This window comes from Phenylobacterium ferrooxidans, assembly GCF_042714595.1.
GTDB lineage: Bacteria > Pseudomonadota > Alphaproteobacteria > Caulobacterales > Caulobacteraceae > Phenylobacterium > Phenylobacterium ferrooxidans.
Window position 1 is genome coordinate 16935 of sequence record NZ_JAOTJD010000018.1, and the last position, 14311, is coordinate 31245.

Sequence of the window (14311 nt, forward strand, 5' to 3'; positions counted from 1 at the left end):
GAAATTGCGCGGTGCAGGGGCATTCGCGGACGTCTCGGGCTGACGGCGCCCCAGGGCGTAACGGACGCTAGACCGGACGGCGGGCGCCGTGTCATGAAGTCGTCGCGACGGTCGGCGATGACGCATCTCCGGCCCTTGCCCGCGCCGACCTGGAAAGCTTCTGCATTCATGCCTGACGCCGCCGTTCTGTCCGTACGGAACGCCTCGAAGAGCTTTGGCCCTCGCAAGGCCCTCGACGGCGTGTCCCTCGACGTTTCCCGTGGCGAAATGATCGCCCTCATCGGTCCGTCCGGTTCGGGAAAATCGACCCTCCTGCGCTCCATCAGCGGCCTGCAGGCCATCGACCAGGGAGCGGGCGTTATCGAGGCCTTCGGCGGCCCCGTGCAGGCCGGCGGCAAGATCAGCCGCAAGGTGCGCGAGACCCGCATCCGGGTCGGCTTCATTTTCCAGCAGTTCAACCTGGTGGGCCGCCTCACCCTCTTCACCAACGTGGCGCTCGGCTCTCTGGGCCGCATCCCCATGCTGCGGGGAACCCTCGGCGCCTGGCCTCAGGAGACCAAGGACGCGGTCATGGCCGCGCTCTCCCGCGTCGGCGTCGCCGAATATGCCGGCCAGCGCGCCAATACCCTGTCCGGCGGCCAGCAGCAGCGTGGCGCCATCGCGCGCGCCCTGGTGCAACAGGCCAAGATCATCCTGGCCGACGAGCCCGTCGCCTCCCTGGACCCGGTTTCGGCGCGCAAGGTCATGGAACTGCTGCGCGACCTGAACGCCACCGACGGTCTCACTGTCGTCGTGACCCTCCACCAGGTGGACTACGCCTTGCGCTACTGCCGGCGCGTCGTGGCCCTCAAGGCCGGCAAGGTGGTCTATGACGGTCCCATCGACGGCCTGGGCCGTGAACGGCTGATCGACATCTACGGTCCCGAATTCGAAGACGCCTTCTGGGAAGGAGCGCCGAAATGATCCGCCGCCACGTTCTGACGGCGCTGGCCGCCGTCCTGACCCTCGCCGCCTGCGGCCAGAAGCCCGCCGAGACCGCCGGCGCGCCCAAGGAGCTGACCTTCTCGATCCTGTCGGCCGAGAACCAGGCCTCGATGCAGCCCCTCTGGCAGCCCCTGCTCGATGACATGTCCGAGCAGGTCGGCGTCAAGGTGAAGCCCTATTTCGCCACCAACTACACTTCTCTGATCGAGGCCATGCGCTTCAACCAGGTGCAGGTGGGCTGGTTCTCCGCCCTTCCGGCCCTGGAGGCGACCCGTCGCGCCGACGGCGTGGTCCTGGGGCGTGTGGTCGACGCCGGCGGCGCCGACTCCTACACCTCGGTGCTGATCGTCAAGAAGGGGAGCGGCATCACCCTGGAGGACGTGCTGAAGTGCGACAAGCGTTACTCCTTCGGGATTGGCGACGCCAAGTCGACCTCGGGCACGCTCGCCCCCATGACCTATCTGTTCACCCCGCGCGGGATCGAGCCGGGCGCCTGCTTCAAGGGCGTCCGTTCGGCCAGCCACCAGACCAATGTCTTCTCCGTCGCCAACGGCGTGCTCGACGTGGCCACCAACAACTCCGTCGGTCTGGTGTTCGCGGCCCGCGAGAATCCCGAGGTCGCCGCCAATATCGAGGTGATCTGGAATTCTCCGCCGCTGCCGGAATCCTCCATCGTCGCGCGCAAGGATCTGGACCCGGCGATCCGGGAGAAGATTCGCCAGTTCTTCCTGACCTATGGGACGGGGACCGGGCCGCGCGCCGACAAGCAGCGCGAGGTGCTCAAGGGCCTGGCCTATGGCGGCTTCCGCCCGGCTGACAACACCTACCTGGACCCGATCCGCGAGATGGAGGCCTCCGAGGTCCTGGCCGACGCCAAGCGCGGCGGCGACGCCGCCAAGATCGCCAAGGCCCAGGCCGCCTTCGACGACATCCGCGCCAAGGCCGCCCAGCGGCGCGCGATCAATCCGGACGTCTGATGACCCTCACCGATCCGAAGATGGCGGGCGTGCCCCGTCCCCCGAGCCGAACCCTGGTTCAGCGGGCTCCCGACCTTCTGGTCTGGGGCGGGGTGATCCTGTTCCTGGCCATCAGCTTCGGACCGGTGGAGATCAGCCGCCTGCCCATGCTGTTCTCCAACTCGGAGAACATGCAGCAGTTCGGCCGCGAGCTGCTGCGTCCCGACTTCACCAACTGGAAGCTCTATGTCGCCCAGATGTGGCTGACAGTGCAGATCGCCCTGTGGGGCACCTGTCTGGCGGTGTTCCTGGCCATTCCCTTCGGCCTGGTCTGCGCGCGCAACATCTCCCCGATCTGGCTCCAGCAGCCCATGCGCCTGGCGATGAACCTGCTGCGTTCGGTGCCCGACCTGGTTCTGGGCCTGCTGTTTATCGTGGCCGTGGGTCTGGGCCCGTTCGCCGGGGTCATGGCCCTGGCGCTGAACACGGGCGGCGTCCTGGCCAAGCTGTTCTCCGAAGCTGTGGAATCCATCGACCGCGGCCCGGTGGAGGGCGTCCGCGCCACTGGCGCGACCCCGTTGCAGGAGGTGGTCTGGGGCGTCATTCCCCAGGTCGCGCCCCTGTGGAGCTCTTATGCGCTCTACCGGTTTGAATCGAACTCACGGTCGGCGACGGTCCTGGGTCTGATCGGGGCCGGTGGGATCGGCCAGACGCTCTTCGAATCCCTCAATGGATTCAACTATTCCCAGGTCGCGGCCATCGCCATCGTCATCGTCATAGCGGTCACCCTGATCGATATGCTCAGCCAGACGATCCGCGCGCGGCTTCTCTAGAACCTGCCGACAGTACCGGGTGAGTTCTAGCCGCCTGGGGTCGCCAAGGCGCCCGCCAGGATGGCGGTGACCTCGGAGGTCGCCCGCCCGTCCGCCTTTCGCTCGCTGTACCGGTCCACGAGGTAGTCCGAGCGGTCCCGGGTCAGCAGGGTGAACTTCATCAGTTCCTCCATCACGTCGACGACCCGGTCATAATAGGCCGAGGGTTTCATCCGCCCGGCGTCGTCGAACTCCTCATAGGCCTTCGCCACCGAGGACTGGTTGGGGATGGTGATCATGCGCATCCAGCGGCCCAGCAGGCGCAGGGTGTTCACCGCGTTGAATGACTGTGACCCCCCGCTGACCTGCATGACGGCCAAGGTCCGGCCCTGGGTCGGCCGCACGCTGCCGAGCTCCAGCGGAATCCAGTCAATCTGCGCCTTCATGATGCCGGTGATCGCGCCGTGCCGCTCGGGGCTGCACCAGACCTGGCCTTCGGACCAGAGCGACAGCGCCCGAAGCTCCTGCACCTTGGGGTGATCGGGGCCGACGGCGTCCGGCAGGGGCAGGTCCCGGGGATCGAAAATCCGGGTCTCCGCGCCGAGCCGTTGCAGGATGCGCGCGGCTTCCTCGGTCAGGAGGCGACTGAAGGACCGCTCCCTCAGGGATCCATACAGCAGCAGGATTCGTGGGGGATGGTTGGACACGGCGCCCGGCTCCAACCTTCCATGATCGGGACGGTCGAGAAACTGCGGCTGCAGGGCGGGCAAATCGGTCACGCTATGGGTCCTTGCTTGGGCGCCACGGCGGCCAGGTCTTCCAACCGTCGTATGTTTCAACTAAGTTGGAAATATGGAACTGAAACCCGCGACTGTAAGTCTCTCCGCCCTCGCCCACGAAGGACGGCTCTCGGTCTTCCGGATGCTGGTTCAGGCGGGTGATGCGGGCGTGGCGGCGGGGGACATCGCGCGGCGGATGGAGGTCTCGCCCAGCACCCTCTCGGCGAACCTGAACATCCTCAGCCATGCCGGGCTGATCGATTCCCGGCGCGATGGTCGATCCATCATCTACACCGCCAACTACGACAACATGCGCGGCCTGCTCGCCTTCCTCATGGAGGACTGCTGCGGCGGCGCGCCGGAAATCTGCGGGCCCCTGGCGAAGATCGCCAGCCAGAGCTGCGAGGCGGAGGGCCATGCCTGCTAGGGAGACGACGAATGGCTGAGCCGACGACTGACAAAGTGTACAACGTCCTCTTCCTCTGCACCGGAAATTCAGCGCGCTCGGTGATCGCCGAGGCTCTGATCAACAAGGAAGGCCAGGGCCGGTTCAAGGGCTACTCGGCTGGCTCCATGCCCAAGGGCCAGGTCAACCCGCACGCCTTGGCGCTTGTGATGGCGCTCGGGTTCAGCGCCGAGGATTTCCGCTCCAAGTCCTGGGACGAGTTCGCCAGGCCGGGCGCGCCGCCGCTGGATTTCGTGATCACCGTCTGTGACAACGCCGCCGGCGAGGTCTGTCCCGTCTGGCCGGGCCAGCCGATGACCGCCCACTGGGGTGTTCCCGACCCGGCGGCGGTCCAGGGTTCTCCCGCGGAGCAGGCCGCCGCCTTCGCGGAAGCCGCCAAGCAGCTGGGCGCCCGGATCCGGTTGTTCCTCACCCTGCCTCTGTCGACGATCGACGCCATGTCGTTGCAGAACGCGCTCAAGGAGATCGGCGCGACCGACGACCAGAAGAGGTCTGACCGTTGAGCCTTCCGACAACGCCGGCCCCGGTCGCATCCCCGGCCATGTCGCGGTTCGAGCGATATCTGACGGTCTGGGTCGCGCTGTGCATCGTCGTCGGCGTGGCCCTGGGCCATCTGTTCCCGCGCGCCTTCCAGACCATCGGAGCGGCCGAGGTGGCCAAGGTCAATCTGCCGGTGGCGGTGCTGATCTGGCTGATGATCATTCCGATGCTCATGAAGGTCGACTTCGCCGCCATGCGGCAGGTCGGGTCTCACTGGCGCGGGATCTCGGTCACCCTGTTCATCAACTGGGCGGTGAAGCCCTTCTCGATGGCGGCGCTGGCCGCCCTGTTCATTGGCGGGATCTTTCGCGCCTATCTGCCGGCCGCCGAGATCAACAGCTACATCGCGGGCCTGATCATCCTGGCCGCGGCGCCCTGCACGGCGATGGTGTTCGTCTGGAGCAACCTGTGTCGCGGCGAGCCGAACTTCACCCTGAGCCAGGTCGCGGTCAACGACGCCATCATGGTGGTGGCCTTCGCCCCGATCGTGGGGCTGCTTCTGGGGCTCTCGGCGATCACCGTGCCGCGGCAGACCCTGCTGATCTCGGTCGGCCTCTACATCGTTGTTCCGGTGATCCTGGCCCAGCTCTTCCGCTCGGTCCTCATGCGGGGCGGGGAGGCGCGCCTTAACCAGGCGCTTGGAAGAATCGGGCCGGTTTCATTGACCGCCCTGCTGGCGACCCTGGTTCTTCTGTTCGGCTTTCAGGGCGAGCAGATCGTCCGCCAGCCGCTCATCATCGCCATCCTGGCCGTCCCGATCCTGATCCAGGTCTATCTCAACTCGGGCCTGGCCTATTTGCTCAACCGCCTCAGTGGCGAGGCTCACTGCGTCGCGGGGCCATCGGCCCTGATCGGCGCCAGCAATTTCTTCGAGCTGGCCGTGGCGGCGGCCATCAGCCTCTTCGGGTTCAGCTCCGGGGCCGCCCTGGCCACCGTGGTGGGCGTCCTCATCGAGGTGCCGGTGATGTTGACGGTGGTGGCGATCGTGAACGCGTCCAAGGGTTGGTACGAACGCGGCGCCGCCGTCCAGCGGGTCGCGGCCCGCGCGCAGCGCCCTGACGCCGGCCGGAGCGGGGCCGGGTAGGGGCGACGGCGTCCGGTCACGCCGGTTCTCGTCGCGCCGCCGCGCCCGTCAGGCGGCCTCCGGCCTGCGCCGTCGCACGCGCGCCAACCGACGCAGGCGTCGCCAGAAGCGGGTCTTCTCGGGTTCGGGATAGGGCTGCAGGTTGCGCACGAAGTCCTCGGCGCAGGCGCGCCAGGAGAAGCCCTCTGCGAAGGCGCGCACCTGCTTGCGGTCCAGCTTCAGGGCCTCCAGGCAGGCCTCGCGGAGGCCCTCGGTGGCGCTTCCGGCCAGGACGCCGGCGTTGCTGCCCGGAATGATGTCGATGGGGCCGGGTGCGGGATAGGCCGCCACTGGCGTGCCGGTGGCCATGGCCTCGAGAATCACCAGGCCGAAAGTGTCGGTGAGCGAGGGGAAGACGAAGACGTCGGCGCAGGCGAAATGGGCGGCCAGTTCGTCGCCCATCTTGAACCCGCGGAACTCGACCTCGGGGTACTTGGCCTTCAGCTCCTCGGTCTGCGGGCCGTCGCCAACCACCACCTTGGTGCCGGGCAGGTCGAGGCCGAGGAAGGCCTCGATATTCTTCTCCACCGCGACCCGTCCCACCGACAGGAAGACCGGCCGCGCCAGACCCTCATAGACGTCGCACTCGTCCTTGGCCCTCGGGCGGAAGGCCTCGGTGTCGACGCCCCGGGACCAGGCGGTGATGTTGCGGAAGCCGTGGTGTTCCAGTTCATCCCGCATGGTGGGGGTGGCCACCATCAGGCGGCCTGACGGCTTATGAAACCACTTCATGTAGGCGTAGCCGGCGGCCAGCGGCAGCGGCAGCCGGGCGGAGACATATTCCGGGAACCGGGTGTGATAGCTGGTGGTGAAGGGCAGTTTCCACTCCACGCAGATGCGCCGCGCCGCCAGGCCCAGGGGGCCCTCGGTGGCGATGTGGATGGCTTCCGGCTCGAACGCCTTGAACCGTTCCTGCACCGGCTCGTAGGTGCCGACCGCCACCTTGATCTCGGCATAGGTGGGCAGCGGGAAGGTCTTGAACTGGTCAGGGCTGATCACCTCCACCGAGTGGCCCATCTCCCGCATCTCCTTGATGACCCGGGTCAGGGTGCGGACCACGCCGTTCACCTGCGGCTCCCAGGCGTCCGTCACCACCATGATGCGCATGGGCTTCAGGCTGTCGCGGGGCGCGGTGATGGCCTCGCGGACGCGGTTGCGCGACGGCCGGGGCGGGGCCAGCGCCTGGGTCTGCAGCCAGGCCCAGAAGGCCCCCATCAGAGCCTCACGGGTGGGGAAGTGACGGTAGACGGTGCGCTCGCCCACTTTCGCCTCGGCGGCGATCTCGGCGAAGCTCAGCTCCTCCAGCCCGCCCGACTCCAGCCGGGTGGCCACCGCGCGCAGGATCTGGTCGTGAGTCTCGGCCTTCTGGCGATCGCGCAGACTGGAGACATAGCGAGTTGGGGGCATCGTCATGACAGCGGCACTGTCGTCAGTTCGAGGGGGCTGTCAAGAAAACGGCGTTACGCGGCGATCGCCGGGAGGGGAATCTGGTCCGGCAGGGTCCGGTCGATAGCCGACCAGGAGCGGATCTTGGCCCATTCGAGGATCTCGAGCCGTCCGTCAGGATGCTCGACGAGGGCGGTGCAGCTCTCCACCCAGTCACCATCGTTGATATAGGCGATCCCGTCGATGTCGCGCATCTCGGCCTTGTGGATGTGGCCGCAGATCACGCCGTCCACCCCGCGCCGCCGCGCTTCGTCGGCCACCGCGGCCTCGAAGTTCTCGACGAACTGCAGGGCGTTCTTCACCCGGGTCTTGAGGAAGGCCGACAGGCTCCAGTAGCCGAAGCCCATCCGGCGGCGCACGCGGTTGAACAGGGTGTTGATGGCGATCAGGGCCCGGTAGGCGTAGTCGCCCACAAAGGCCAGCCAGCGGGCGTGCTGCACCACCCCGTCGAACTCGTCGCCGTGCAGCACCAGGAAGCGTTTGCCGTCCGCGGTTTCGTGAATGACGTCCCTCGCCACCACCACGCCGCCGAAGTGGACGCCGATGAATTCGCGCGCGCCCTCGTCATGGTTGCCGGGCACGTAGGTGACGTTCACGCCCTTGCGCGCCATGCGCAAAACCTTCTGCACGACGTCGTTGTGGCTCTGCGGCCAGTGCCAGCCTGAGCGCAGCTTCCAGCCGTCGATGATGTCGCCCACAAGGAAGAGGTGGTCGCATTCGATATGGCGGATGAAGTCCAGTAGCAGTTCCGCCTGACATCCCTTGGTCCCAAGGTGGATGTCGGAAATGAAGACGGTGCGATAACGCCGGATTCCGAAATCGGACATCGAGGCCCCCTTGGCGAGCAACCAACGCCTGCCGGTTAGGCTGATTGCATGTCATTCTCATGAAACCGATCGTGCCCCTTTCGAAGCGGGGCCTTTCGGAGTAAGGGATTCCTCAGGCCGACCCTCCCCAGGTCACCCCAAATCAGGTCCCGATGGACGCCCGTACCTATCCTGCGAAGGAAACGCCGAAGTCTCGGCGTACCCGAGCGCGCATACTCGACGCCGCCATGCGGCTGTTCGCCGACGTCGGCTATCACGCCGCAACCAACGCCATGATCGCGGACGCCGCGAACCTGACGCGGGGCGCGATGCTCTATCATTTCGCCAGCCGTGAAGAGTTGGTGGAGGCCGCTGTCACCTACATCGAGGTGGAGCGCGCTCGACTGTTCGAGCAGGCCGCCTCGGCGCCCGCCGCCCCCGGCGTCGACGCCTCGGAACACGCCATCGACGCCTATTGGGCGTTGTTGCACGAGATTCCCTTCGTGGCCTTCGCTGAGCTGGAGACCGCCGCCCGCACCGAGCCGATGCTGCGCATCCGTCTGGCCGCCGCCCAGAGCGCCTTCGACCGCGCCCAGGTGGGCGACCGGTTCCTGGCGCTTGCCCAGGCCGGCGAGGACCCTCGCTTCCAGACCAGCCGAGATCTCGGCCGCTTCCTGCTGGAGGGCTTGGCGAAGGGCGCGATGACCTACGACGAGCCGGCGCGGAAGGAGCGCCTGCTCACCGTGGTCAAGCGCGCCGTGCGGGTGTTGAACCGCAAGGGCGATGTTCAGGAACTCTGGCCCGACTAGGTCGTCTTGTCAGAGGGTCGCGAGCAGGCTCACGAAGGCGACCGCCTTGATGGCGAGATACCAGAAGACGGCGTTGAGACCCAGGAAGCCGACGATCAGGGCTATCCTGTAAAGACTCGGTCGACCCTTTGGGCCCATCGGGCCCAGGGAAGCTGCGGCCATACTCATATCCTCCGCTGCTGCCATTGGTTCGGGGGGAAGGCAGCTAAGCTTGAGTGTTGCACTGATTCATCGGCAATCAACCGGCGACGAAATGTCACCCATCCAACGCAAAAGCGAAAACTAGGTTTCATCTGTGGCGTGCTGTCCTCACCCACAGGTCGATGCGGGTTTCCAGCAGGTCCAGGGGCAGCGGGCCCGCCAGCAGGATAGCGTCGTGGAACCGGCGGATGTCGAAACGATCGCCAAGCTCGGCCTGGGCCTTCGCCCGCAGCTGCACGATCTTCATCTCGCCGAGCTTGTAGGCCAGGGCCTGGCCGGGCCAGGAGACATAACGCGCCAGCTCAACCTCGATATTGAGCGGCGAGAGCGCCGAATTGTCGGTGAAGCAGGCCCTGGCCTGCTCCAGGCTCCATCCCTTCCAGTGGATACCGGTGTCAGCCACCAGGCGGCAGGCGCGCCACATCTCGTAGGATAGCCGCCCAAACCGCTCATAGGGGTCCTGGTAGACGCCCATCTCGCCGCCGAGTTTCTCAGCATAGAGGCCCCAACCTTCGGTGAAGGCGGTGACGCCGGCGTTGCGCCGGAAGGCGGGCACGCCCTCTAGCTCCTGGCTCAGTGCGATCTGCAGGTGATGGCCGGGGACCGCCTCGTGCAGGGTCAGAGCGGGGAGTTCGTAGAGGGGCCGCTGGTCCAGCTTGGCGGTATTGACGATGTAGCCCCCCGCCACCCCCTGGGCCGGGCTGCCGGAGAAGTAACGGCCGGTGGTGTAGTTGGCCTCGATATCGGCTGGCGCCGGACGCACCCCGTAGGTCAGGCGCGGCAGGGTGGCGAACCAACCGGGCAGCTTGTCGTCGATCCGCTTGGCGATCCGAGAAGCCTTCTCCAGCAGGTCCTCGCGCGAGGTGGCGTAGAACCGCGGGTCGGAGCGCAGCATGGCCAGGAAGGCCTTGAAGTCGCCCTTGAACCCCGTCTCCGCGATCACCCCGTCCATCTCGGCCCGGATGCGGGCCACCTCCGCCAGGCCCACCGTGTGAATCTGGTCCGGCGTCATCGCGGTGGTCGTGTGGTCGGAGACCAGCCAAGCGTAGTACCGTTCGCCGTCGGGCAGGCTGCGAGCGGCCAGGGCCTTGCGGCTCGCCGGGAGATATTCCTTTTCCAGGAACGCCACGAAGTCCCGCTGGGCGGGGCGAACCTTGTCGCGCACCACGGCGAGAGCCTGGGCTTGAAACGCCGCCTGCTCGGGTTGCGGCATGGAGGCGGGCGGGGCCAGGAGCGGGGTCAGGAGGACATCGGTCTCCACCGGGGCGGTGACCATCTCCCGGGCCCTGGCGAGCACTTGGGCGCTGGCGCCGCGCGGCTGGGTGAAGCCCGCCTGCGCCCCGCGCCGGGCGTTGGCGATGTTGGCGGCATAGTAGGCCGGGACGGCGTTCAGCCGATCGATCCAGGCCCTGGCGTCGGCGGCCGAGCGGATCGGCGTGGTGGCGGCCAGATAGCCCAGGGTCTGGTGGAAGCCGCCGTCGGAGTTGAAGGGCATGCGGGCCTCGTCGAAGGCCAGGCTCCGGACCTGCCGGTCAAGGGTCCAGGCCAGGAAGGCGCGGTTCAGACGGGCCTCCTCCGACAGCCCGGCCTCGCCAATGGCGCTCAGCCGCGCCTGGAAGCCCTTCAGCGCCTTGGTCCGCGCCGCGTCGGCGGCCGGCGTCACGTCGGGCAGGCGTGAGAGGGCGGCCCGGTCGCCCTCGCCGCCGGCGGTGATCGGGTCATCGGCCAGGGCATGGGCCTCATAGTCCGCCACCAGGGCGTTCAGCGGCCTGTCGTCAGCCAGGGCCGGGCCCGCAAACAGGAGCAAGGCGAGGGCGAGTAGCAGGCGGCGCATGGGATCGTCCTTCCAGGAGGCGGCAGGCTGGCGCCGGGCGCGGCCCCTGCCAAGCCCTTGCCGCCCACCGCTGATCGGCGTCATGGTCGAGGCGCCGATCAGGTCAGGGGCGGGACGGCCTGCTGCCCATGTGGCTGGCGGCGGTGTCACCGCGCGGCGTGCCCAGCCGGGTGACCATCCTGACCGGCGTCATCGCCGCGGTGATCGCCGGCGTCATGCCGCTGTCGGAGATCACGTCGCTCGCCAATGCCGGGACGCTGGCGGCCTTCATCGCCACCATCATCGCGGTCCTGGCCCTGCGCCGCTCAGCGCCGGCCCTGGCGCGGACCTTCAGGACGCCCTTGGTCTGGGCGATCGGTCCCGCCGGGGTGTTGGGCTGCGTCTACCTGTTCACCAGCCTGTCGGCCAAGACGATGATCTTCTTCACCGTCTGGAACGTGATCGGCGTGGCGGTCTATCTGGCCTACGGGCGGGTGAAGAGCCGTCTGGCCTGAAGCCTCTCTAGTTTTCGCGTGACCGTCGCCGAAACCGGCGTCCACTCTCGGCTGTCACGCTCACTCGGCCGGTTCGTCGAAGCCCTGGGGGCGATCGGCGAGCTGGCGCAGGTACTGGCCATACTCGCTCTTGGCCAGGCGGTCGGCCAGCTTCAGGAGCTGGGGCCGGTCGATCCAGCCCTGGTGGAAGGCGATCTCCTCCAGGCAGCCGATGCGCAGGCCCTGGCGCTGCTCGAAGGTGCGGATCAGCTCGCCGGCCTGGATCAGGCTGTCATGTGTGCCGGCGTCTTCCCAGGCGAAGCCGCGTCCCAGCAGCTCCACGTGCAGCTCGCCTTCCTCCAGATAGATCTGATTCAGGGCGGTGATCTCCAGCTCGCCCCGCGCCGACCGCTCCAGGGTCTTGGCGAAGGTCGAGGCGCGGCCATCGTAAAAATAGAGGCCAGTCACCGCATAGTTGGACTTCGGATGGGCCGGCTTCTCCTCGATGCCGAGCGCCCGGCCGTCGGCGCCCAGCTCCACCACGCCGTAGCGCTCGGGATCCTGCACGGTGTAGCCGAACACCGTGGCGCCCTCGGTCCGGGCGTCGGCTGACCGCAGCATCTGGCTGAAGTTCTGGCCGAAGAAGATGTTGTCGCCGAGGATCATCACGCTGGGCTCGCCGCCCACGAAGTCCTCGCCCAAGATATAGGCCTCGGCCAGGCCGCCCGGCGTCGGCTGGACGATGTATTCGAACCGCACGCCAAGCTGGGAACCGTCCCCCAGCAGGCGCTGAAAGCCCGACTGGTCTTCTGGCGTGGTGATGATCAGGATCTCGCGCACACCGGCCAGCAGCAGGACCGACAGCGGATAATAGATCATCGGCTTGTCGTAGACCGGCAGCAGTTGCTTGGAGACCGCGAGCGTCAGCGGATGCAGGCGCGTGCCCGAGCCGCCGGCCAGGATGATGCCACGTCTCATGCGGTCACCGCGGCTGCGTTCAGATTTTCGATGGTGTCCTCCAGCGCCTCGCGCCACGGCCGCAGCTTCAGTCCAAAGACCCCCTGGAGCTTCACCGTGTCCAGTTCGCAATTCAGCGCGCGACGCGCCGGGGTCGGAAAGGCGCTGGTGGGCACCGGCTGCATGGGCGGCAGGGGTTGGCCCGGACGCGCCAGCTCGAAGATGGCGCGGGCCATCTCGAAGCGGGTGGCGACGCCGTCATTGACCAGGTGCAGCAGGCCCCACTCCGGCGCGCCGGCCGGCAGGCGCGACAGCCGCTGGGCCTGACTGAGCATGAAGCCGGCCACGTCGCCGCTGGCGGTGGGCCGGGCGCGTTGATCGTCCACCACCTTCAGCAGCGGCTGGGTGTCCGCCAGCTTGAGCATCATCTGCAGGAAGTTCTGCCCGAAGGCCGAGAACAGCCAGGAGACCCGGGCAACGAGGGCGCGGTCGCAGTGTTCCAGCACCGCCTGCTCGCCCGCCAGCTTGGAGGCGCCATAGACGTGCAGCGGGTTGGTGGGGTCGGTCTCGACGTAGGGACCGGTCTTCTCGCCGTCGAACACCATGTCGGTCGAGATGTGGATCAGCGGCACGCCGCGCGCCTGGCAGGCCCTGGCCATGGCCTCGGGACCCTTGGCGTTCACGGCATGGGCGAGGTCGGCCTCGCTCTCGGCCTTGTCCACGGCGGCATAGGCCGTCGCGTTGAACACCAGGTCGATGTCGGGTGTCTCGCCGATGACGCGGGCCACGGCGTCAGCGTCGGTGATGTCCACATCGGCCCGCGACAGGGCCTTGATCGCCACCCCGCCGCTGGAGCGGAGCAGCATCTCCCGGGCCAGCTGCCCGGTGGCGCCGAACTGCAGGATCGTCGTGGTCATGCCGTGGCGAGGCCCAGGCGCTCGGACTCAAAGCCGCGCTCGCGGATGGCTTCCCACCAGGCGCGGTTCTCAACGTACCAGCGCACGGTGTCCTCCAGGCCCGCGGCCAGGTCGGTCTTCGGCGCCCAGCCCAGTTCATTGGCGAGCTTGGAAGCGTCGATGGAATAGCGGAAGTCATGGCCCGGGCGGTCAGCCACGAAGCTGATGCGCTCGGCGTGCGGCACATTGGCCGGCGCCAGCTTGTCCAGATGGGCGCAGAGGATCTTGATCACCTCGATATTGCGCAGGTTGCTGTCGCCGCCCACGCAGTAGGTCTCTCCCAGCCGGCCCTTCTGCAGCACGGTCAGCAGGGCGTCGGCGTGGTCGTCCACATGCAGCCAGTCGCGGACCTGCCGGCCGTCGCCATAGACCGGGATGGTCTTGCCCTCCATGGCGCGCAGCACCACCGTCGGGATCAGCTTTTCCGGAAACTGGAAGGGGCCGTAGTTGTTGGCGCAGTTGGTGATCACCACCGGCAGGCCGAAGGTGCGGTTCCAGGCGCGCACCAGGTGGTCGGCGCCCGCCTTGCTAGCCGAGTAGGGCGAGTTGGGGTCGTAGGGGGTTTCTTCGGTGAAACTTCCGCTCTCCCCCAGGGCCCCGAACACTTCGTCGGTGGAGACGTGATGGAAGCGGAAGGCGGCCTTCCTGTCTCCGTCCAGGCCCAGCCAGTAGGCGCGGGCGGCTTCCAGCAAGACCGCTGTTCCCATGACATTGGTGCGCACAAAGTCCAGCGGCCCGTCGATGGCGCGGTCGTTGTGGCTCTCGGCGGCCAGGTGCATCACCGCGTCCGGCTGATGCCTGGCGAAGATCGCCTTCACCGCCGGGGCGTCACAGATGTCGGCTTCCTCGAAGGCGTAGAGGGGCGAGGCCGAGACCTCGGCCACATTCTCCAGATTGGCCGAGTAGGCCAGGACGTCGAGGTTGACCACCTCATGGCCGTCCGCCACGGCCCGTCTCACGACCGCCGACCCGATGAACCCGGCGCCGCCCGTAACAAGGATTTTCATGGAGTCTTTCGTAAGCGATGGCGGCGGTCTTGCCACGTCAATTCCCGCAAGGATTGCCTCTAGCAGGAGATCGCGTCGGGCTCAATTCGCGGCGCGCCGTGACGCTTTTTCGCAAGCTCCGCGCTTGAGGCGGTGAGACGGGGCGCCTACAGTCTCCCCAAC

General features: G+C 67.4%; 15 protein-coding genes and 2 pseudogenes. 8 read left to right on the plus strand and 9 right to left on the minus strand.

Translation table 11 applies throughout. The features are described from left to right. The first annotated feature begins 168 nt into the window (after nt 1-168). From phnC to phnE, 3 genes are read left to right on the plus strand one after another with little or no spacing between them, the layout of a single operon-like run. Entirely contained in the window at nt 169-963 is a 795-nt protein-coding gene (gene phnC / locus OCL97_RS10775) for a phosphonate ABC transporter ATP-binding protein (RefSeq protein ID WP_304783809.1), read from the plus strand. Continuing rightward, nucleotides 960-1961: a phosphate/phosphite/phosphonate ABC transporter substrate-binding protein gene (gene phnD / locus OCL97_RS10780; protein WP_377370059.1), complete on the plus strand. Its 1002-nt coding sequence runs from the start codon at nt 960-962 to the stop codon at nt 1959-1961. The genes phnC and phnD overlap by 4 nt, the downstream gene beginning before the upstream one ends. Beyond that, nucleotides 1961-2773: a phosphonate ABC transporter, permease protein PhnE gene (gene phnE, locus OCL97_RS10785; RefSeq protein ID WP_377370061.1), complete on the plus strand. Its 813-nt coding sequence runs from the start codon at nt 1961-1963 to the stop codon at nt 2771-2773. Before phnD ends, phnE begins: the two co-directional genes overlap by 1 nt. Before the next feature lie 26 nt (nt 2774-2799). Here phnE and arsH read toward each other — a convergent pair whose 3' ends face one another. Further along, nucleotides 2800-3531: an arsenical resistance protein ArsH gene (gene arsH, locus OCL97_RS10790; protein WP_377370063.1), complete on the minus strand. Its 732-nt coding sequence runs from the start codon at nt 3529-3531 to the stop codon at nt 2800-2802. 73 nt (nt 3532-3604) lie between these two features. Between arsH and OCL97_RS10795 the strand changes: the two genes are divergently transcribed. Genes OCL97_RS10795 through arsB form a run of 3 tightly spaced genes read left to right on the plus strand, consistent with a single transcriptional unit; the run spans nt 3605 to nt 5621 of the window. After that, entirely contained in the window at nt 3605-3958 is a 354-nt protein-coding gene (locus tag OCL97_RS10795; protein ID WP_377370065.1) for an ArsR/SmtB family transcription factor, read from the plus strand. Nucleotides 3959-3969: 11 nt separating this feature from the next. After that, entirely contained in the window at nt 3970-4500 is a 531-nt protein-coding gene (locus OCL97_RS10800; protein ID WP_377370067.1) for an arsenate reductase ArsC, read from the plus strand. A 38-nt stretch (nt 4501-4538) separates the two neighbouring features. Next, a complete protein-coding gene (gene arsB / locus OCL97_RS10805; protein ID WP_377370125.1) occupies nt 4539-5621 on the plus strand; it encodes an ACR3 family arsenite efflux transporter in 1083 nt (360 codons plus the stop codon). A gap of 48 nt (nt 5622-5669) precedes the next feature. On the opposite strand, the gene OCL97_RS10810 is transcribed toward arsB, so the two are convergent. The 3 genes and pseudogenes from OCL97_RS10810 to OCL97_RS10820 form a co-directional block, all read right to left on the minus strand. Next, nucleotides 5670-6767 (minus strand): glycosyltransferase family 4 protein, encoded by a 1098-nt coding sequence (locus OCL97_RS10810; protein WP_377370126.1) that lies wholly within the window; start codon nt 6765-6767, stop codon nt 5670-5672. A 111-nt stretch (nt 6768-6878) separates the two neighbouring features. Continuing rightward, nucleotides 6879-7073, minus strand: a pseudogene (locus tag OCL97_RS10815) (TetR/AcrR family transcriptional regulator); the annotation flags it as partial. Between the two features lie 47 nt (nt 7074-7120). Continuing rightward, complete coding sequence (locus OCL97_RS10820) at nt 7121-7933, minus strand: UDP-2,3-diacylglucosamine diphosphatase (protein WP_305337649.1); 813 nt, start codon at nt 7931-7933, stop codon at nt 7121-7123. A 152-nt stretch (nt 7934-8085) separates the two neighbouring features. Between OCL97_RS10820 and OCL97_RS10825 the strand changes: the two genes are divergently transcribed. Beyond that, nucleotides 8086-8721 (plus strand): TetR/AcrR family transcriptional regulator, encoded by a 636-nt coding sequence (locus OCL97_RS10825; protein ID WP_304783790.1) that lies wholly within the window; start codon nt 8086-8088, stop codon nt 8719-8721. Between the two features lie 9 nt (nt 8722-8730). Here OCL97_RS10825 and OCL97_RS10830 read toward each other — a convergent pair whose 3' ends face one another. Together OCL97_RS10830 and OCL97_RS10835 are read right to left on the minus strand one after the other, a co-directional pair. Continuing rightward, on the minus strand, nt 8731-8883 hold the full coding sequence (locus tag OCL97_RS10830) for a hypothetical protein (protein ID WP_377370070.1): 153 nt from the start codon (nt 8881-8883) through the stop codon (nt 8731-8733). Nucleotides 8884-9010: 127 nt separating this feature from the next. Further along, nucleotides 9011-10756: a DUF885 domain-containing protein gene (locus OCL97_RS10835; protein ID WP_377370072.1), complete on the minus strand. Its 1746-nt coding sequence runs from the start codon at nt 10754-10756 to the stop codon at nt 9011-9013. 116 nt (nt 10757-10872) lie between these two features. Here OCL97_RS10835 and OCL97_RS10840 point away from each other — a divergent pair. Continuing rightward, nucleotides 10873-11250 (plus strand): annotated as a pseudogene (locus tag OCL97_RS10840) (amino acid permease); the annotation flags it as partial. Nucleotides 11251-11310: 60 nt separating this feature from the next. Here the strand turns inward: OCL97_RS10840 and rfbA are convergent. Genes rfbA through rfbB form a run of 3 tightly spaced genes read right to left on the minus strand, consistent with a single transcriptional unit; the run spans nt 11311 to nt 14149 of the window. Then, nucleotides 11311-12207 carry a glucose-1-phosphate thymidylyltransferase RfbA gene (gene rfbA / locus OCL97_RS10845; protein WP_304783779.1) on the minus strand — a complete coding sequence of 299 codons (897 nt, stop codon included), beginning with the start codon at nt 12205-12207 and terminating at the stop codon, nt 11311-11313. Then, entirely contained in the window at nt 12204-13103 is a 900-nt protein-coding gene (rfbD, locus tag OCL97_RS10850; RefSeq protein ID WP_377370075.1) for a dTDP-4-dehydrorhamnose reductase, read from the minus strand. The genes rfbA and rfbD overlap by 4 nt, the downstream gene beginning before the upstream one ends. Further along, a complete protein-coding gene (gene rfbB, locus OCL97_RS10855) occupies nt 13100-14149 on the minus strand; it encodes a dTDP-glucose 4,6-dehydratase (RefSeq protein WP_377370077.1) in 1050 nt (349 codons plus the stop codon). The genes rfbD and rfbB overlap by 4 nt, the downstream gene beginning before the upstream one ends. Between the last annotated feature and the right edge of the window lie 162 nt (nt 14150-14311).